The following is a 19,271-nucleotide window of genomic DNA, read 5'->3' as shown; positions in this document are numbered from 1 at the left end:
TCGGAGTGGGAACCGCTATAGCTCTAAGATATTTTTTGGCATCTATTCTGTATGAAGAAATATCATCTAAAAACACCCAAAGTCAACACCCTACCCTCAGGGTACTTCCTTGAGCAATATTTAAATTATGAGTGTTGATCGCAATACTACCGCGATCGCCAGCCCGAACATTGACTAGTGAACCCTTTGTTAGGGAAACATCGGCGCGAACTAAATCACCAGGAAAGCTCAAGCTACCATTCTGATTTAGTGTTACCGTGCCTTTTTGCGCTAATCCCCCTAACTCGACTCGACCCCCAGGTGCTAGGATTGTGCCATTGTCTAAACTGACATTACCACCCACTAGCGCCAGGGTTTTATCTGGCTGCACAACTAGACGCGCTGACTGTAAACTAATAGCCCCTGGTATATTCTCGAATTCCAAGCCAATGGGAACCTTAATCGTCAACAGGGGTGGGGCTTGCGGATTAGTTGCACTAAATTTTGTCCCATCAGCAAAAACCAGACTGCTGGCTGTACTGGCTACAAATGACCCACTAACATCAAGTTTGGCATTTGCCCCAAAAATAATGCCGTTGGGGTTGATTAAAAATAGGTTAGCTTTTCCCAATACACCCAAGGTTCCCAAAAGCTGTGAAGGATTTCCTCCTGTAACTCGGCTAATAATGTTCTCAATCCCTGTTGGGTTGGCGAAATATGCACTTCTTCCTTCGCCAATATTGAATTCCTGAAAGCTATGAAAGAGATTTATACCGCGAATTACTCCGCCATCAACTCTGTAAACTAGCTGATTTTGTGGTGTGACTGTAGAATGTCTACTCCCAAGGGTATTATCTGGGGTAATTTGGGGGATAAATTCAGCTATTGCCTTGTTATAGACACCAGTGAATATCTGTGACACGGCGACGCCGAACGCGGTAATCAACATGAAAAAACTTAGTACTCTCAATTTTTAGTACCCACAATCAGCAATATACAACTATCGCCCAAATTTTTGACACAATCAAGTTCATAAATTGCCAGAATAATTGTTCAATAATACTGAACAAGCTTTGGTAAAGAATGAAACTTGTACCAAAGAATGACGAATGCTGTATGGATCAACCATTGATTTTTAGGCAAGCAAATCATAGTTGTGTTAATATGCAAAAGAATCTCGGTTCTAGTGGGGAACAGCCGCTAGAGGAAACGGGGAAAGTCCGGTGTGAATCCGGCGCTGTCCCGCAGCTGTAATCAAGCCTTGCCTTGTGAGTCAGAATGCCCGCCGAAGTTGACTTGTAAATTTTCTACATCTGCGAGGCACAGATAAGTATTTTTATGAAGATTTCTACAACTACTCAGCTTTACGTTCTCATAGCTCAACATATCAAGACGCTACAGATTACGGCTTTCTATGAGAGGGTAGGTGTTTAATTATAGGTACAAATTGTGAATAGTTACGTTGATTTTCCTTGGCGTAACTATTCGCAAAAAAGATGGATACGCTTATTTGTTTGGCTAATGTTCACGCCCAATAAATTAAGCATTTCGTGTTTCATTACCTTTATTAATAGATGCGGTTGCCACACTTAAGGAAGTTTTTAAATGAACATTATCTGGCTGTTGTTGACGGTGGCGTTAGGGCTAGGGTCAATGAATTTTGGATTTTAGATTTGCGATAGCGCAGCGTTAGCGAGTCCGCGAGCGTCTTTTAGATTGACTGTACCCACTCTTGGGTTACAGCTTGGGGATTTTAGATTTGCTGTCTTCGTAGCGTGCGACGTAGGAGCGTCTTTTAGATTTGTTCCACCCACAAGGGGCGGGGTTTGTACCAAAGAAATAATCCAAAATTTAAAATCTAAAATTGGCACGGTCAATCTATATCTTTAATGAAAAATTCCCTTTCACACCACCTGCGAATTAGTAGAGAGACGAAATTTTATGTCTCTACTGCATGATATCTGCGGTTAAAACTTCTTTCTTGTGAAAAGCAAAATTAATCAACAAACAACATACTTTATATGCAAAAAATACCCGTCACAGTAATTACAGGATTTCTCGGTGCAGGCAAAACGACATTAATTCGCCATTTACTCCAAAACAATGAGGGACGACGCATTGCTGTTTTGGTGAATGAATTTGGAGAGATCGGAATTGATGGGGAACTTTTGCGTGATTGCCGAGTTTGTGACGATGAAGAAGATTCCAACAGTAATATTGTTGAACTCACCAATGGTTGTCTGTGCTGTACGGTGCAGGAAGAATTTCTCCCAGCGATGCAAGAATTACTAAAGCGACGCGCGAGCCTTGATTGTATGTTGATTGAAACCTCTGGGCTAGCACTACCAAAACCATTGGTGCAAGCATTTCGCTGGCCGGAGATTCGCACAGGCGCTACAGTGGACAGCGTAATTACTGTGGTGGACTGTGAAGCGTTGGCAACTAATCAATATGTAGGCGATTTAGCAGCCCTCTTAGCACAGAGACAAGCCGACTCTAGCATAGAACACGAAACACCCATTGAGGAACTGTTTGAAGATCAGCTGGTTTGTGCTGATCTAGTATTGCTGACTAAGAGCGATCGCGTTGATTTCCCAACACAAGTTAGGGTGCAAGAATGGCTAAAGCAGAACTTATCCCCTGGTGTAAAAGTCATTCCTTGCCAGGATGGTAAAATCAGTGGCGATTTGTTACTCGGTTTCAACGCTGCGGTAGAAGACAACTTGGATAGTCGCCCCAGTCACCATGATACTGAAGAAGACCACGAACATGATGAAGGGATTAATGCAGTGCAACTACTGCTAGACCAAGCATTTGAGCCGACTGTCCTAGTAAAACGCTTGCAAACATTGGTGCAACAGCAAGAAATCTATCGAATTAAAGGATTTGTAGCAGTTCCCAACAAAGCCATGCGTCTGGTATTACAGGGAGTTGGTAATCGATTTGACTACTTTTATGATCGTCCTTGGCAACCCCAGGAACCCCGTCAAACGCGATTAGTATTGATTGGACGAGAGCTTGAGCAGGTTCGCATTGAATCAATTGTGTTAGCGGAGGAAGTCAATGCAACCATCCAATAGTGTTTGGCAAGGAAATTTTGGCTACTGGCAAAACAGCTTTATTCATAATAATCTGCTGGTAATCGGTTACACCGGATGGAAAGGATTTCAGTCATTTGGGCGAGGAGTTGTTATTTGTGATGTGGATACTAAAGTTACTCACCCTACAAATACAAGTCTTGATACAGTTCCCTTTACCCTGCAATTTCTTCCCTCCGATCTGATTGGGTTTTATTTGCGTTCGTTTCAAGATTGCGGAGCTATATCGCAATCAATCTGCTCATCCATGATTTCATCAATTTCCCCAGCAGTGGCAACATACAATCCCCATCAAGATATTCTTCTGGTGCTAAAGGCTGAACCTCAGATTGAGGTTAATTTTTTACACCAACTAAAAATTACTCCACCCGATTGCTACGAACAAGTTTGCAAGCGTTGGTCAGAATTTAAACCAAGCCTAATACCCTAAAACTTACTTTATTCCTCAATGCTCAAGCCAAAATCAAGCAATATTCCAAAACCTACTCGCTACCAAAATGCAGCGATTGCTGATGTTGTAGCGATAGCGAAGCGCTACGGCGAAACGCCGAACGCACTCCCACCATTATACTCACTTGGTCGTTGGGCATTTAAGCGCTGGCTAGAAAAGTTAGTTGTCGAGGGATTAGCAGCACGCGCAATTTTTGAGAGCTATTTATGTTATGAAATTCAACTCTGGCAGTTATCAAAAGGAGTTTAATCGAAATGACCCCAGAAATAAACACCCAATATTGGCAACAAGCTTTTATCGCTACCAATCTATTAGCAATTGGTTACAACGCTTGGATCGGTTATTTAGGAGGAGAACGTGGTGTCGTAATTTGCAGCACCAATTCTCCGCATTTAAGTATGGCTGGCGAAACATTTAAAGCGCATTTTATCCCGCGTAAAAATCTTGCAGCTTTCTTAAATGCTTGGTTAGCAGCACCCGATACTATCCTTTTACAAAGACACTTCATGAATGCTCATATTATCGAAGCTGTAGATAAGTATAATCCCCAAAAAGATGTTGTATTTTTGTTGGAGTACGGTCATCAAGCTGGGTTTTTCTATTTAACTAATTTACCAATTACACCACCCCAATGTTACCAAACTTTATGCAAAGAATGGGCAGAATTCCAACCTCAGCACACCCTCTCCATAGGAGCAAAAACACGGGAGCATCCCACTTTTTTGCATGTCATTGCGAGCGAAACAAAGTGAAGCGAAGGAATCGCAAAATCTCCAACTAAGAACTAGTCCATGCGATTGCTTCGTCGTTCCTCCTCCCAATGACAGTTATTCTCTCAGTGTAAAATAAAAACTAGGATGCACCCCAAAAACACAATGAGACTCATCCAAAATAAAAAATCAAATTTGTGAAAGCTTTGTCCACCCGTTTAAAAAAACGGGTGTGAATTTAATTATACCGACTTTCATCAAGCCGAATCTATATTCACTGTATCAGCTTTCATTTACTATCTAAAATCCTTGACATTTTATATTTTCTTGCTTATGATTTTCAATCAGTTATGACTTGATTTACTTCCCGGAAAATCTCTCTAAGTAAATTCAATATTATCCTCACAATACTGTATGAAATTACGCTGGTTCTTGTTGAGCTTAATAAGTATTTTGCTCCTATCCTCTCCTGCAAGAGCAACTCGATTAGAATCTTGGCACTTTGACCCCAATCAGAATCAGCTTGACCTAACCACTGACTCAGGTATTCAACCGAGAGTTTTTTTAATTGATAACCCTAAAAGACTGGTTATTGACTTATCGGGAACTACTTTGAGCTACCCTACAACCAAACAAAACTTTGGCTCAAAGATTCGAGAAATTCGGGTATCACAACTTGACCCCCAGACAACCCGACTCGTAATTGAATTAGCACCCGGTTACACTGTCTCTCCCCAAAGTGTAATAGTCAGAAGAGATTCTAACTTTCATTGGGTCGTAAAACTATCATCAATTGAAAAAATGCCTGCGACGGGAATTTTTGTGAGAAGACCTTACAATGACATCAGGGGTAGGGATTTTATTCGTCAAGTTTCTCAGTTGGTATATACATACTTAGACCAACCAAAATTAACTCAGTTACCCTAAGATTTAATCAATAAATATCAAATCTTCAGGGTTTATATCACAAATCTGTTCCCAAGACTTTATGCCTTAATTGCGACCTGACTAGGATACTTCTGTTGTGCGGCTAACTATACTCAATTTTTGAGGAAAAACCCCGCGCTAGTACTGAGTTGTATCTAGCAATAAATACTGTGGAATTGCAAGCGATCGCCAGGTATGCCTATTAGACATCTCCGAAAAAGAACGTAGAGACGTAACACTGCTACGTCTCTACAAGGATTCTGGGTAGACGCATATTTAATTTCTGGAGATGTCTATTGTAAAGGTAACTCGCGTGATATCTGGTTACAAGCTGAAGAAGCATCTATGCCTACGCATTACAATTTTAGGAAGCAGACTCGCCCCCTTTTTTGTCACTATGCAGAAACTCATCGATTTCAGGAGGAATAACTATTGATATCTGCCCCATGCCCAATGCCCTTTTAACCAAAATAACTGGGTTGGTTTCCAGGTTTCCATTTAATATTGCAACCAACACTCGGCTTTTGCTCACTCGTAACAGGTTTACCCGCTAGCACTGCTTTAATATAGTTTTACTCTAGCACTAAGTTTTCCATAGATTAAGAGACGGTATATCTACCGTCTCTTAATTTTGCTAGGAGTTTAAATAAATTAGTTTTTACAGATTTGTCAAAACACCAATGATACCGTGTCCTGTGAATACTTCTAATGCTATCAGAGAGACAAAACCAATCATTGCTAAACGACCATTGAGCAATTCTGCATAGGTAGTGAACCCAGTGCGATCGCCTTGCTCATCTATATAAACTCTTGGCTCGATCGCAAAGTTGTTCAATTTGCCTTGGTCATCAATTATAGCAGTGTTTGTACGCATGGTTTCTTCCCTGTCTTCTTTTTATGTAAATAACTGTAACAAATTCATTAATATTTGTAAAGGATCTTAATCGGATCGAGTAGAAGTCCAAGCCAGAGAAGAGATATGCCAGAGAAGAGATATGATAATGAATTGAGTTCACAGCCATGTCTAAGCAACAGGCTCTACTCGTTATCAAGAAAGGCAGAGGGCAGGAGGCAGAAGGCAGAAGGGAATTCTGATTCCTGCCCTCTGCCCGTGACCGTAGGGAACAAGGGTTTAAGACCCCCACCAAATTAAAAATTTGGTGGCTCCTATTCAGGAGGGGTCTGAATCCCCTTCTGAATAGAACCTTCTGCCTTCTGCCCTCTGCCTTCTGCCTTCTTCAATTGTCAGCACTTTCAGTCACAAATTCATTACCTAACAGCTAATGCATCGATTTCGAGTAGAAGTTATTGCCAAAACACCAAACCCGCAGCAAGTGATTTATGCCGCGATGCACCAAGACTATACTGATGGGTTTGTGTTTGACGAGCGCGAGTCCTGGCCTTCGGAGTCACAAAGCGGCGAAGTGATTGTTAAGCGACTTTTAGCGGGTGAGAGGGGACATTATGGGCCTTTAGAGCATCCCCAGATTGTTTTTAACTGTGGCTACTTTCCCCACAGTGTCATGCAGCAGGCGCGTACTCATCGGGTTTCTGTATCATTTGATGTACAATCTTTTAGATATACGGGCAACCAATTTATTGATGTAGTAGAAGGAAAAAAAGACATAGAAGATGTTTTTTATCTACGTCCCGTTGGTTATTACACTGATAGACAAGGCAAAAAGTACCACTATTCACCAGAGCAACGAGGAGCAGATTTGCAATGGTGTCTAGAAGCGGCTAAACGATATAAAGCTGATTTTGAGGCTGGGATGTCTGAAGAACATGCAAGAGGTAAAGTGCCTTTTGATTATCGTCAGCATTTTGTAGTGAGTTTCAATTTAAGGTCTTTCTTGCATTTTTGTGACCTGAGAAATAAAAAAGATGCTCAACTTGAAATTCAAAAGTTATGTGAAATGATGTGGCCTCATTTTGAAGATTGGACACCTGCGATCGCACAATGGTATGAAAAGCAGCGTCTAGGTAAGGCAAGGTTAGCACCTTAGACTTTTAGCTAAAGTCTACTTCAGTAGACTGGAGATTTTTGGCGATATTTAGTCATCTTCAGATGACTTTCGCTATTATACGGGAATTTAAATTCCCGGCGGACAAGCGGTTTCACGTTAAGTTGACACTAATGCACAACACCCCGCTACTACTAACAACACTCATCACCCATCATAATAATCCTTCCAATTCTGCGAATTTACGCAAACGCGGTAGACATTGGCGTTGATAAAAACTGCTTAATGTGGGAATTGACAGCCCAAATTCTTCAGATAATTCTCTCCAGCTAACTTCCGGGGGTAAGCGTCTGAGAATTAACACCTGACAATTCACATCTGGACGCCCTTTAATGTATATACCGCGCAGTTCTCCATTAGAATCTGTCTGCGCCCACATCTCCAAATCTTCCAGAATTGGAGGTGCTTGGGGACTAGCCGGGAGGTTATCTATAGGATCAATGGCTTCACTTATTCCACCTGATGTAGACTGACGAATTCTCTGAGGAACTGTTGTGGCTTGTTCCCGATTCTGGTTAAGGTAAAAGTCTTGTAGTCTCCTTCTTAGGTAGGCATTCAGCCAAGTGACGACACTGCCATAATTGGGATCGTAGATTTGACCTGTCAAACCTTCACAAACATTGCGACAGAAATACAACCAAGTTTGTTGTAGTGCATCTTGATAGTAAGGAGTAGTTTCTCTCCAGAGTCTACTTGCTGTCAAGCGAATAATTTGCGTGAGCAACTTCTGACGCTGAGGGCTTCCAGGTTTGTGTCCACAGGCTTCTGTAACTAAGCGGCGTAGCTGTTCATCGAATGGAACCATGACAATCTTGGCGAAGAAAGCAAGAATATCTTAGTATTGCGTATAACAACGCGCTAAAGAATTACCTTTCGTCAAGATGGGATATCTTTTTCAACGGGAGTATCGCATCTTGTCTCCTGGCTGAACTGGGAAGAAGAATTCAGAATTCAGAATTCAGGAGTCAGAATAAAGATGCGACGCCCGAATAATCGGTATCACAGACTCGCTCTAAGCAAAGTTATACCGTTCGCGTTAGCGTCTCTGAAAGAGAAGGCTTTACTACCCTTTCGGGGCGGGAGTAGGGAGTAGGGAGTAGGGAGTAGGGAGTAGGGAAAGAAATTCGATAAAAAGTTATCCAAAAACTGCTGCTCAAGCGACTTTGACAAATAAATACACCTCATCACGCTGATATTTCAACTGGAATTCTTGATTATTTTTCAGTTGATTTACCAAGCTAGCAGCAAACTCCTGAGTATTTGACCAGCTGGGATGACGGACATTCAGTAATACATAATTATAAGTATTTAAATCAGCAGGTGGGGAATCGTTATTTGTAAATGTAATCAATTTTCGGTGGCTTAAATGCGGGGAAATTTGTGCTGTGGTGTAAACACTTCCTTGAGTTTGAATCTGAGCGATCGCTTGTTTTGTAGCTTGCCAAGTATCTATAGATTTTAGGTATTTACCTCCAAAAAAGGTAAATTTTGCCAGACTTAAAAACACCACTAATGACCACAGAATAATTGCTCGTTTATTTTGTAGCAATCCCCTACCTGCGGCGAGACTAGAAATTACAGCCAACAACAGAAATGGTAGCGCTGGAAGAGAGTACTGAAAAATCAAGTTTTTTTGAGGTGGGTAATCAGCTAGAATGTTAAGTGCCAAACAAGGAATAGCTCCTACCAAAGGTTTTATTCCTGGTGGGGAAAGCCACCAAATCACAGGTGCTAGCATCAGAACTAAATATTCCAGGTTATCCCATAAAAAAACCTTTCCCAAAATTAGTCCTGGCTGAAAAACGATATTTTTAGCAATGCCTAAAACTGAATTACCTAAATAGCTGTAACGTACCAATGCTGTTGCTTCTGCACTGTTGAAAAAAGGAATAATTACCTGAGTAGCAATCAAAAACCAGGCGACACCAGCACCAAGAGCGATCGCACCATATAAACGCCGTTTTTCAAACAACAGTAACCAAACTCCCATTCCAGCAACAGTGAGAGACAATATTTCCTTACATCCCAAGACCACAAAAATACTTAAACAAAACCATCCCAACTGACCTAACCGTGCTGCTAAAACCGCCACCAATAGTAGTGGTACAGCTATCACTTCCGGGTGGAAATCAAATAAATTGGCGTTAAATACCAATGGCTGCAAGAGATATACAAATACGATCGCTATTGCTTGGTTTTCCTTCAGTCCAGCTTGACGCGCTAGATGCCAAGTTGGTAAAGCACCTAATGCCAAGGCAACTGCCTGCACAGCAAATAGCCAGTAAACACTGGGGTAGATTTTATACAGTAAAGCCAAGGGATAAAATATCCAAGTAGCATGATCGCCGAGAATATGAAAACCGATGAAAGAACTAATAGGCGGTTCCCCTTGACTAATTAAATAAACCGCTTGGTCAAAAATGCCTAAGTCAAAACCGTTTGATTGAAATAACTCATGTCGTAAGCTGCTGCATCCAAACAAAATTAAGGCACTCACGCCAATTATCCAACCAAGATAACCAAGCTGATTCAATTTTTTCCTCATACCAGCAAAAAAGTTTTCACTGTGAGTATTTTAGATGCATAATTAGCAATATTATTCACTACGATTATCAGACCTAAATGTATAGCATAAATATTGTAAAGCTATTCACAAAAAGAACGATCGTATTCCCAGAAAAAGAATGGTTATTTAGCTTACTGGTAATATCTCTAGTCCTCTGGCTGATATTTTTAGGAAACTCCCCTTTGCGAGATTGGGATGAAGGTACTTACGCTTTAGTGTCCAGAGAAATTTATCGCACTGGTAACTGGCTTTATCCCACTATTCAGGGAGAACCATTTTTATTAAAACCGCCTTTGATGCAATGGTTAATTGCTTGCTGCTACCACTTAGGAGGAGTACAAGAATTTACCACACGCTTACCTGGTGCGGTTTTAACTGCCTTGGGAGTGCCTTTGCTTTATTTGGTGGGGCGTTTGGCTTTTAAGCAAAGTTTACCGGCTCTATTTGCTGCTTTAGTTTACTTGACAATGTTGCCTGTGGTGCGTCATGGGCGACTAGCAATGTTAGATGGGATGACTATTTCTTTTTTCTTGCTGTTGCTGTTTTGTCTTTTGAAGGCACGTCAGAACCGAAAATATGCTCTAGGCGTGGGATTTTGTCTGGGGCTAATTATTCTGACTAAGGGAATGATAGTTTTGCTGTTGGGGGCGATCGCCTGTTTATTTTTGCTTGCCGATCGACAATTAGCTTTGTTAAAAAGTCCCTATTTATGGGTGGGAATTTTGTTAGGAAATGCCCCGGCGATCGCTTGGTATATTGCTCAGTGGCAACATTATGGTAATACTTTCTTAGAAGTGCATTTTCAAGCACAAGCTTTTGACCGCCTGGTACAAACCGTTGAAGGTAATAGCGGGCCTGTTTGGTACTATTTATTAGAATTACTTAAATATGGTTTTCCCTGGCTATTATTTTTACCTGGAGGGCTTTATCTAGCTTGGAAAGAACGTCATCATACTTGGGGTTCTCTAGTTTTATTAGGTACAATTATTTACTTAGGAACTATTTCTTTGATGAGAACTAAACTGCCCTGGTATGTCATGCCTGTATATCCATTTTTAGCTTTGGCAATTGGTGCTAGATTTAGCGAAATTTGGCAACACGGTAATTTTCGGGTAAGAACTTGGACTATATTTATGACTATTATTGCTGTTGCTGGTTTAGGAGGTTGTGTTTACTTTTATCTGAAAAAACAGCCTATTTTGATAGTCATGAGCATTATTTTGACAATAAGTATGGGTATGGCAGCATGGCTAATTAAAAAGCGCGATCGCAACTTTATTCCAGTGCTATTTATAGGGATGTATTTAGTTTTAGCACTATTGATGAGTTCGCAATCATGGATTTGGGAATTAAAGGAAGCTTTTCCAGTTAAGCCAGTTGCAGACTTAATTCGGGCAAATGTTTCACCAGGAACACAAATTTATACTTCTTTTGCTTATGGGCGTCCTAGCTTGGATTTTTACAGCGATTGCAAGGTAACTGCTGCAACTGTGCAAATTTTACAAAAAATGTTATCTAATAAATCTTATTTGCTGTTAGATAATATGGTTTTACAGCAAATCAATTTAACTGGTAGTAAAGTGATAGGAGCCATTAACGGATTTACACTGATTACCAAAAATTAATCATAGTAAAAGCCACATATCCCTGACTTCTCAAAGAAGTCGGGGATCTTATTTATGGATAAAATATCAATGAATGATATCAACTTAAGCTACCCAAAGATCGCGGGCAAATCGAATAGAAAATGTGAACATTAGTATTGCAAAAAAGTACATAATTGGGTATCCCCAACGAGGATAACGGGTAAGTAATAAACCGAATGCCATTGACAGCGATATAATCCCGTAAGCGTAGCGTTCAGCCGAGGGTGTAATTCCAGTGTTTAAAATTAAAGCGAAGGAAGAAAACCCATAGACAACAGTAACAAGGGGAATTTTAGCTCGTGAGAACCATAGTAAATAGATTCCACCAAAAACTAGGGCAATTTTAACTATTTCATCTCCTGTCAATATCCACAATAATAGCCATAAAAAATATAATCCATAGCGGAATTTCATCATCCCTAGATGTAAACGAAAACGCCATAATAAAGAGCCACTAATAATAATTATTAAAAATAATAACGGATGTAAAGGGTCTTTAATATAGCCAGATTTCCAATTAGTAAAACCTACCGTAATTTGCATCAGCATCATCCACCAACCTTCCCAAGCAAACCCTGTTGCATCACCACGCCACGCTTTTTGTACATGGATGAAAGCCAAAGCATCGCCAAATTGAATTTGACAATAAAGACTGTACAGAGATATACCCAAGCCAACAGTTAAACTGGCAATATAGGCTTTTATGCCTCTACGTTCTTTCCAAGAAACAAACATAAAAGCTGGGATGAGTGCAACTCCAGGTAGTCGCGTTGCTGTAGATAATGCTCCCCAGAATCCTGCCCAAATATATTGCTTTTTATCAAAAGCTCTTAAGGCAGATGTGGTACACAACAAAAATAGACCTTCAGTGTAAATTACGGTTCCATAAAGGGAATAGGGACACCATAGTAAAGTAGCTGTTGCCCATCGTGCTGTGCTTGTGCCGTAAAGCTCCTGTACCCAATAAAAAAGTATGAGTGAGACAGCAAAAAAAGCCGAATTATTAACTAATATACCTGCCACTTTGGGAGTAAAACCAACGTACATAACAATACGGCTTAACAATGGAAATAAAGGGAAAAATGCAACTGTATGCATTTCATTGAAGTTACTAGAGAAATCATAACCAGAAGTCATAATTCTCTCATACCAAACACTATCCCAAGCATAAAAAACATCCCAGCTAAAGGTGGCAGAAACACCATTTGATGGAGTTGAGAACAATGGGGCAATTAGTAACATTGTGATAGCTATTAGAAGTCTACTAGACAGCCACATTGCTATGACAAAAAATAAACCATTAGCCAAAATTTTTTTCCTGATATTCATCTTTACAGATAGATAAATTAACCTTTAATTGATATTCTAGGAACACTATTTTATAACAAAAAGGCACAAAAAATTAACAGGCATTACAAAAAGCTTGATTGCTAATATAATGCCAGCTTATTCTTGTAGCTAACTGTCATGATGCTACAAGCTTTCGTTTGTTACTTGAACAGTGGATTGACTAGATTGGGCGAGATAGATACCTACTAGAACTACGGCAAAAATTGCCCAGTCAAATAAACCGACTTGTTCTGAAAAAATAAACCAAGCAAAAATGGAAGCTAGAACTGGTTCTAGAAGAAGCGTGACGGCGACAACTCCTGAAGAGATTCTGCTGAGGCTATAAGCTAAAAGTCCCTGACCCAAGACTTGACAGAAGAGAGCTTGGAATATGATGAAAAACCAACCCGTCCAGGAATAGGGAAATAGTCTATTTTCGAGGAATGGGAGGACAGGTAGTAGAAACATTGTTGTCACTCCACAGCGCCACAGCATGATAGTTGCAGTGCTAAATCGGGTTCGTAGTCGTTCTATGAGTAGCATACACGTGGCCATGAAAACCGCAGTAAGCAATGCTAAGGCATCACCCAATATTTGATCGGTTGCAAATTGTACCTTATTGAGTTCAAATGCGATCGCTCCCCCCAAGGCGATGACCAAACCAATCACAAATCTGCGATCGAAACGCCGACCAAATAAAAAATACCCAGCTAAAGCAACAAATAAGGAGTTCAAATTAGACAGTAAAGCCACATTGGCAACACTAGTTTGACTCAGCGCCCAAGCCCACAAGAGAAGGTAGGTTCCAGCAGAGGTTCCCATTGCCAACAATAGCCACACTTCTTGTTTCGTAAAAGGCTTCTGTTCTATAGATTGGCGATCAATAAAGGTAGGAGAAATACTGCCCCCTACCGACGCTCGCGGACTCGCTAACGCTGCGCTATCTTCCCTTCTACCTCCTTCAATAGACTGTTGGTAACGGTAAGCCTCAAATCCATTCCACAGCCCAAAAACAACTGTAGCAATCCAACTGCGATGAAATACTACAGCATTTGCACCAATTTCTTGTTGACACAATTTGGTTAGAGATGGTGCTAAAGATATAGGAATTAGGGCAAACAATAATGAGACAGTCCCTAATAAAGCTGGTGTTTCGGAGAATTGTTGCTTTACTAATGACAGTTTGCTCGTCATACTTTTAATGAAAGTGTTAACTATATTTGTGACTGATTCTTGAAACGGCAAATTAACAGCAGCTTGGCTAGATACGGCTAAATATAAACCGATTAAAACTACAGCAAAACCTACCCAATTTGATAAAGTTAATGTTTCCGAAAATATTACCAGAGCGAAAATGCCGCTAAATACTGGCTCTAAGATATGCACCAAGGAGACAACCACAGAGGAAAACTTAGCAAGGCTATAGGTCAAAAGCCCATGACCTAAAACTTGGCAGATCACAGCTAGAAAAATGACCCAAAGCCATCCGTTGACTGTAGAAGGGAAAAGTTGATCTTGAGTGAATAAAAGTATGGGGAAAATAGCTAAAGCTGCGATCGCACAGATCCACAACTGAATTGTGACCGGAGAAAATTTGGTGCGTAATTTTTCTACGATTAGCAGGTATGCACTCAATAAAATTGCCGAAACGATGGCAGCCAAGCCTCCTTGAACTTCGTCTGTGGCTATTTGCAGTTCCTCAAATTCAATCGCGATCGCTCCCCCAAGGGCAACGACCATGCCAATCAAGAATTGGCGCTCAAAACGCTTACGAAATAACAGCCATACCCCTAAACTAGTAAATATGGGGGCGAGATTATGCAACACACTAGAAATTGCCACACTAGTTTGAGTTAGTGACCAAGCCAACAAAACTAAAGTGGCAGCCCAAAGAATACCAGCACCTAGCAATAGCAATAGATCCTGACTGGTGTAGGGTTGCTGTTCTACAGGTTTTTCTCTGGAAAATCGCTGCCGTATTGCCTTGTATCCATGCCAGAGTAAGAAAACCACACTAGCAAGCCAAAAGCGATTAAATACAGTGGCACTGGGGCTGAGTTCCATTTCGCTCATTTTCAGAAAAATAGAGCCAAAAGATATGGCACCTACACCTAGAAATAATGAAGCGATCGCGATCTTCGTTTGATTAAATAAATTCATTAGAAAATTTCAATGCAACTCAACTATATGGATCAACCCTCTAACCAACCCAACGCTCTTGGGCAAATCCTACAGCTATTTTGGCTAGTAGTGTCATAAAAACCCCCAATATTAAATATCCCTGACGAGGATGGCGAGATAACAGCACACCAATGGCTATGTTCAAAGGCACAATACCATAAGCGAGACGGCTCAAGGAGATGGTGCCTCCAGAAGCCAACAGCAAACCAATACCACAAAAGCCATAAATCACCGTAACCGGCGTTAGTTGCGTGTGTAAGTGCCACAATATATAGCCACCACCCAAGACCATGAACAAGTTGAGCAAGTTATTAAGCCACTGTTCGCTTGCTAGAATCAACAAAAGTAAGGCTAAAGCATAAAAGCCATAGAATAATTTTACAGAACTAAAACGTTGAGGGAAACGCCATAAAAGATAGCCACTGGCAACACTCAAGCCAAACAACAAGGGATACCAGGGGTCTGGAATTCCGCCAGAGGGGTTTTGCACCCAACCATTCTGCCAATTTTCTCTGCCGACTACAATTTGCATGAACATATTTAACCAACCCTGCCAATCAAAGCCCAGAGTTGGTCGCCATCCTTTTTGTGCTTCAATAAAAGCTAAAGGGTTGCCAAAATAAATCGCACAATACAAACTGAATAAAAGTACGCCAATAGCGGTAGTCAAAGCAGCTATATAGGCAATGGGTGATCGGCGTTCTTTCCAGGCTGCGATCGCCAATGCTGGAATTAATGCCATACCTGTAGGACGTGTTGCTGTGGCCATCGCACCCCAAAGGGCAGTCCAGCCATACTGTTTCTGATCAAACGCCCGCAAAGTTGCCGTACTCAAAAACAAATACAGCCCCTCTGTGTAAATCACTCCCGTAAACATGGACGACGGATACAAAGAAACCACAGCTGTTACCCAATGGGCTGCATTGATGCCATAATGCTCCTTGACCCAAAAGTATAAACAGTAAAGCCCTGCAAAAAATGCCAAATTGTTGACTAACATACCTGCTAGTTCAAACGGTAAGCCTAATTTCATCAAAACCCAGATGCTTAAGGGAAATAGAGGAAAGAAGGCCAGATTATGCTGTTTGCCGTCATTGGCAAATTCATAGCCAGAAGTTGCGATCGCTCGATAATGTATACTATCCCAAGCATCAAAAATCCCCCAACCAAAATGAGGCAAAAAGTCTTCTGCTGGTAATGGTAGTTTTGGCGCAATCAGCAACATAGCAGTCCAGATGAATATTCTACTGGCAAACCATATTGCGGCTGGAAACAGGAAATCATTTTTCCATAAAACTTTTTTTATAACTATCTGAACTTTGACCATAAGGTTGAGTACTTCAAAAAACTCCTCAAATATTGATTTTTCTAGCGCACCATCGAGTTGACTTTACAGAGCAACAATATAGCAATCCTATTTGATTTGTAAACACCGAGAGGCTCAGATCCCCGACTTCTTCAAGAAGTCGGGGATCTTTTTGCCCCTACGACCTCTGCACTTCGGTTTGATAAATCTGGTGAGAAATCCGGGTTAAACCCTTGATTTTACGATCAAGAAAAAACTTACAGCGATTTTCAGGTAAATGAACCACAACTCTAGTCTCCGTAATGGGGGCTGACCACTTTACCTTGAAATACCCGGTAAAGATAGATATTGTAGAACAATATAATCGGGACGAAAAACCCGATAAAAGCAATCATGAAGGTTTGGGCGCTAAGGGAAGAGGAAGCCTGATAAATTGTGACTTGGAAGGGAATGATGTAAGGAAACACCACAAAAGCCAAGGACAGAATAGTGATTAAGAAAACCACAATTGTCCAAACAAAAGGCATCTTTTCTTCACGGCGATTGATACTATTCATTAGTAGTGCCATTGCACCCGTTGCCACAAAGGGAATCGCTTCAAAAATCAATACCTCTGGTTGATGGAATATCTTGGTACGGATTGATTCGTAGAACATTGGTGCCGCAATTGTCAATGCCAACGCACCAATAAATGTGGTAATAGCGCTAAATTTGGCAGTGATGTAGTGATATCGTTTTAACTCACCTTCTGTCTTAGCAATTAGGTAAGTAGAACCGATTAAGACATAGCCTTGCACTACAGTTAATGCCACTAATATTGATGGTAAATTCCACCAATCCCAAGTACCACCAATAAAGTTTCCGGCCTCATCAACTTTAATACCGGCAATCACGCCACCTAAGATTAATCCTTGAGACAAAGCGACTAGCAAACTCCCACCACCAAAACCCCAGTTCCAATAGGTTTTGTTGATAGAATGTTCACGGAATTCAAAGGATACAGCGCGGAAGATAAACCCAATCACCATTAGAGTAATAGGGATGTACAAGGCGTTGACAATAGTAGCGTAGGCGAGGGGAAAAGCACCATACAACAAACCTCCCGTACATACCAACCAAGTTTCATTGGCATCCCAAACACTGCTTAAGGTATTGATAATTATCCCGCGTCGTTCTTCGTTAGCAGCAGTCAGTGTGAGAATCCCCACGCCTAAATCAAAGCCATCTGTGATTAGATACAAGGTGAGGAACAAGGCAACAAGTCCAAACCAGAGTAGTGGTAGAGTAGTATTTATGGCTTCCATGAAATCTCCGGTTGTGTTGCGGTAATGTTTTCTGTCTTGCTGTTTTGTAGAAAAGCATGATTGGGCAATGGTAGTTCTAAATTTGGCCCTTGGCGGACAATACGGCTACCAAAGTATAAAGCGCTGGCGAATAACAGCAGGTAGATGCTGGTGTAGGCAATTAGTGAAACTAGAACATTGCTTGCTGGTACATTAGAAACAGCATCAGCAGTACGGATTTGTCCGTAAACAATCCAAGGTTGTCTACCAACTTCTCGCACCATCCAGCCACATTCAACAGCAAGATATCCTAAAGGTGCAGCCAATATCCAAGCACGCATCAACCAGGGTTGTTCGGTAATATTTTCTACAGATAGCTTACCCCGTAACCATTGGATGACACTTACTCCCATCAAACCCACGAGCAGGAAGCCAATACCTGCCATGATGCGGAAAGTATAAAATATTAGGGAAACCGCATGGGGCCGATCTTGAGGTCTCCACTCATTTAAACCAAGTACAGGTTCGGAAAGCTTGGGCTTCATTTCCAAAACCCTGCTTAAACCGCCTGGTACACTGAGTGCCCAGTTATTCTTACCCTCTTTGACATTCGGTATAACCAAAATATTCCAAGGTGCAGACTCACCAGCCGGTACAGTTTCCCACAAAGCTTCCATTGCTGCTAATTTGGTAGGTTGGTTGTGGTATACTTGTTCACCACTGAAGTGACCAACAAGAATTTGCAGTGGAGTGATGAGAATAGCCAGAGCGATCGCTGTTTTGAAAGATTTACTGAAAAATGCTTGATGGCGTTTGTTGAGGATATACCAAGCACTGATCCCACCAATTACAAACAAGGCGGTTTCGAGAATAGCCAATACCATGTGAAACCAGCTATTCAAAGCTGCTGGGTTAAAAATGGCTTCTAGGTAACTACGAACCAAAAATTTACCATTCACCATTTCCCCACCTGCTGGTGTTTGCATCCATGAATTGGCGACAATAATCCAGAAAGATGAGAGCGTAGCACCAATTGCCACAAACATAGTTGCTAACAAGTGCATAATCGGTGGAACCCGATTCCAACCATGTATCATAATGCCGAGGAAAGCAGCCTCTAACATAAATGCCATCGTGCCTTCAAAGCCTAAAATACTGCCTAAAAAGTCACCAACAGCTAAAGAAAATGGTGCCCAGTTTGCACCAAATTCAAATTCAATCGCTACACCAGAAGCAACACCAAGACCAAAGTTAAGAATGTAGATTTTTGACCAAAAACGTGCATGGCGATAGTAGTCAGGATTTTTCATTTTTAGCCACAGTATTTCCATGACCACCAAATACCAAGACATCCCAATTGTCAGGATAGGCCAAAACATGTGGAAGATGCTGGTGACAGCAAATTGGATGCGCGAAAGCATCACTGTATCTGAGAGAAAACTCATAGTGTATCCTCCAAATCTATTGCCATCAGGCAATCTTGATAGGTCTAAATATTGAATGAGTCGAAAATCATGAAACTCTACCCCACAATTTTTTGTAATTGTTGGATGGAGTTAATGATTAAGAATTAGACTCTATAAACAACAAAGCTTTTCAATCTCAAAACTTCATTGTTTAGATGAATAGGTTCTTTAACTCTGGCTCTTGATATTTCATATTTAACTAAAAATATTGAGTTCTATTCTGTATTTGTTGCCACTTTTTTATAGCAAATTTAAAAACAATTATCTGACAGAAATTTCAATAAATGCTCTTTAATCTGCTATCA

At 40.9% G+C, this 19,271-nt stretch carries 16 protein-coding genes, 1 pseudogene and 1 riboswitch; of the genes and pseudogenes, 7 read left to right on the top strand and 10 right to left on the bottom strand.

Annotation, left to right across the window (positions count from 1 at the left end; genetic code table 11):
- Positions 1 to 82: 82 nt before the first annotated feature.
- Positions 83 to 928, bottom strand: a complete 846-nt coding sequence (locus tag V7K76_RS00330; RefSeq protein ID WP_334777624.1) for a filamentous hemagglutinin N-terminal domain-containing protein — start codon at positions 926 to 928, stop codon at positions 83 to 85.
- Positions 929 to 1,140: 212 nt separating this feature from the next.
- Positions 1,141 to 1,283, top strand: a riboswitch (cobalamin riboswitch).
- 717 nt (positions 1,284 to 2,000) lie between these two features.
- On the opposite strand from V7K76_RS00330, the gene cobW reads away from it, so the two are divergent.
- From cobW to V7K76_RS00305, 5 genes are all read left to right on the top strand, one after another.
- The gene (cobW, locus tag V7K76_RS00325) at positions 2,001 to 3,059 is read left to right on the top strand and encodes a cobalamin biosynthesis protein CobW (RefSeq protein WP_334777623.1); all 1,059 of its coding nucleotides are present in this window, start codon (positions 2,001 to 2,003) and stop codon (positions 3,057 to 3,059) included.
- On the top strand, positions 3,043 to 3,507 hold the full coding sequence (locus V7K76_RS00320) for a hypothetical protein (protein WP_334777622.1): 465 nt from the start codon (positions 3,043 to 3,045) through the stop codon (positions 3,505 to 3,507). The genes cobW and V7K76_RS00320 overlap by 17 nt, the downstream gene beginning before the upstream one ends.
- 18 nt (positions 3,508 to 3,525) lie before the next feature.
- Positions 3,526 to 3,777, top strand: coding sequence for a hypothetical protein (locus tag V7K76_RS00315; protein WP_334777621.1), 252 nt, complete (start codon positions 3,526 to 3,528; stop codon positions 3,775 to 3,777).
- A 5-nt stretch (positions 3,778 to 3,782) separates the two neighbouring features.
- A complete protein-coding gene (locus V7K76_RS00310) occupies positions 3,783 to 4,280 on the top strand; it encodes a hypothetical protein (protein ID WP_334777620.1) in 498 nt (165 codons plus the stop codon).
- Between the two features lie 372 nt (positions 4,281 to 4,652).
- Complete coding sequence (locus V7K76_RS00305; RefSeq protein ID WP_334777619.1) at positions 4,653 to 5,165, top strand: AMIN domain-containing protein; 513 nt, start codon at positions 4,653 to 4,655, stop codon at positions 5,163 to 5,165.
- A 461-nt stretch (positions 5,166 to 5,626) separates the two neighbouring features.
- On the opposite strand, the pseudogene V7K76_RS00300 reads toward V7K76_RS00305, so the two are convergent.
- Positions 5,627 to 5,731 (bottom strand): annotated as a pseudogene (locus V7K76_RS00300) (thioredoxin family protein); the annotation flags it as partial.
- 92 nt (positions 5,732 to 5,823) lie between these two features.
- Positions 5,824 to 6,039 (bottom strand): chlorophyll a/b-binding protein, encoded by a 216-nt coding sequence (locus V7K76_RS00295; protein WP_334777618.1) that lies wholly within the window; start codon positions 6,037 to 6,039, stop codon positions 5,824 to 5,826.
- 409 nt (positions 6,040 to 6,448) lie between these two features.
- Here V7K76_RS00295 and thyX point away from each other — a divergent pair, with 409 nt between their 5' ends.
- Positions 6,449 to 7,171, top strand: a complete 723-nt coding sequence (thyX, locus tag V7K76_RS00290) for an FAD-dependent thymidylate synthase (protein WP_334777617.1) — start codon at positions 6,449 to 6,451, stop codon at positions 7,169 to 7,171.
- Between the two features lie 172 nt (positions 7,172 to 7,343).
- Here the strand turns inward: thyX and V7K76_RS00285 are convergent, their stop codons facing one another.
- Positions 7,344 to 7,994 (bottom strand): sigma-70 family RNA polymerase sigma factor, encoded by a 651-nt coding sequence (locus V7K76_RS00285; protein ID WP_334777616.1) that lies wholly within the window; start codon positions 7,992 to 7,994, stop codon positions 7,344 to 7,346.
- A gap of 348 nt (positions 7,995 to 8,342) precedes the next feature.
- On the bottom strand, positions 8,343 to 9,734 hold the full coding sequence (locus V7K76_RS00280; RefSeq protein WP_334777615.1) for a DUF2079 domain-containing protein: 1,392 nt from the start codon (positions 9,732 to 9,734) through the stop codon (positions 8,343 to 8,345).
- A gap of 77 nt (positions 9,735 to 9,811) precedes the next feature.
- Between V7K76_RS00280 and V7K76_RS00275 the strand changes: the two genes are divergently transcribed.
- Positions 9,812 to 11,380 carry an ArnT family glycosyltransferase gene (locus V7K76_RS00275; RefSeq protein ID WP_334777614.1) on the top strand — a complete coding sequence of 523 codons (1,569 nt, stop codon included), beginning with the start codon at positions 9,812 to 9,814 and terminating at the stop codon, positions 11,378 to 11,380.
- Positions 11,381 to 11,464: 84 nt separating this feature from the next.
- Here V7K76_RS00275 and V7K76_RS00270 read toward each other — a convergent pair whose 3' ends face one another.
- The 5 genes from V7K76_RS00270 to V7K76_RS00250 all read right to left on the bottom strand — a co-directional run bounded on the left by V7K76_RS00270 (position 11,465) and on the right by V7K76_RS00250 (position 18,945).
- Complete coding sequence (locus V7K76_RS00270; protein WP_334777613.1) at positions 11,465 to 12,730, bottom strand: hypothetical protein; 1,266 nt, start codon at positions 12,728 to 12,730, stop codon at positions 11,465 to 11,467.
- A 144-nt stretch (positions 12,731 to 12,874) separates the two neighbouring features.
- Positions 12,875 to 14,890: a DMT family transporter gene (locus tag V7K76_RS00265; RefSeq protein WP_334777612.1), complete on the bottom strand. Its 2,016-nt coding sequence runs from the start codon at positions 14,888 to 14,890 to the stop codon at positions 12,875 to 12,877.
- Between the two features lie 40 nt (positions 14,891 to 14,930).
- A complete protein-coding gene (locus V7K76_RS00260; RefSeq protein ID WP_334777611.1) occupies positions 14,931 to 16,238 on the bottom strand; it encodes a mannosyltransferase family protein in 1,308 nt (435 codons plus the stop codon).
- Positions 16,239 to 16,507: 269 nt separating this feature from the next.
- Entirely contained in the window at positions 16,508 to 17,521 is a 1,014-nt protein-coding gene (cydB, locus tag V7K76_RS00255) for a cytochrome d ubiquinol oxidase subunit II (RefSeq protein WP_334777610.1), read from the bottom strand.
- Positions 17,509 to 18,945, bottom strand: a complete 1,437-nt coding sequence (locus tag V7K76_RS00250; protein ID WP_334777609.1) for a cytochrome ubiquinol oxidase subunit I — start codon at positions 18,943 to 18,945, stop codon at positions 17,509 to 17,511. Before V7K76_RS00250 ends, cydB begins: the two co-directional genes overlap by 13 nt.
- Between the last annotated feature and the right edge of the window lie 326 nt (positions 18,946 to 19,271).

Origin of the sequence: Nostoc sp., from assembly GCF_036917975.1 — a bacterium.
Taxonomy (GTDB): Bacteria; Cyanobacteriota; Cyanobacteriia; order Cyanobacteriales; family Nostocaceae; genus Nostoc.
This window is presented reverse-complemented; position numbering and strand designations above follow the sequence as displayed.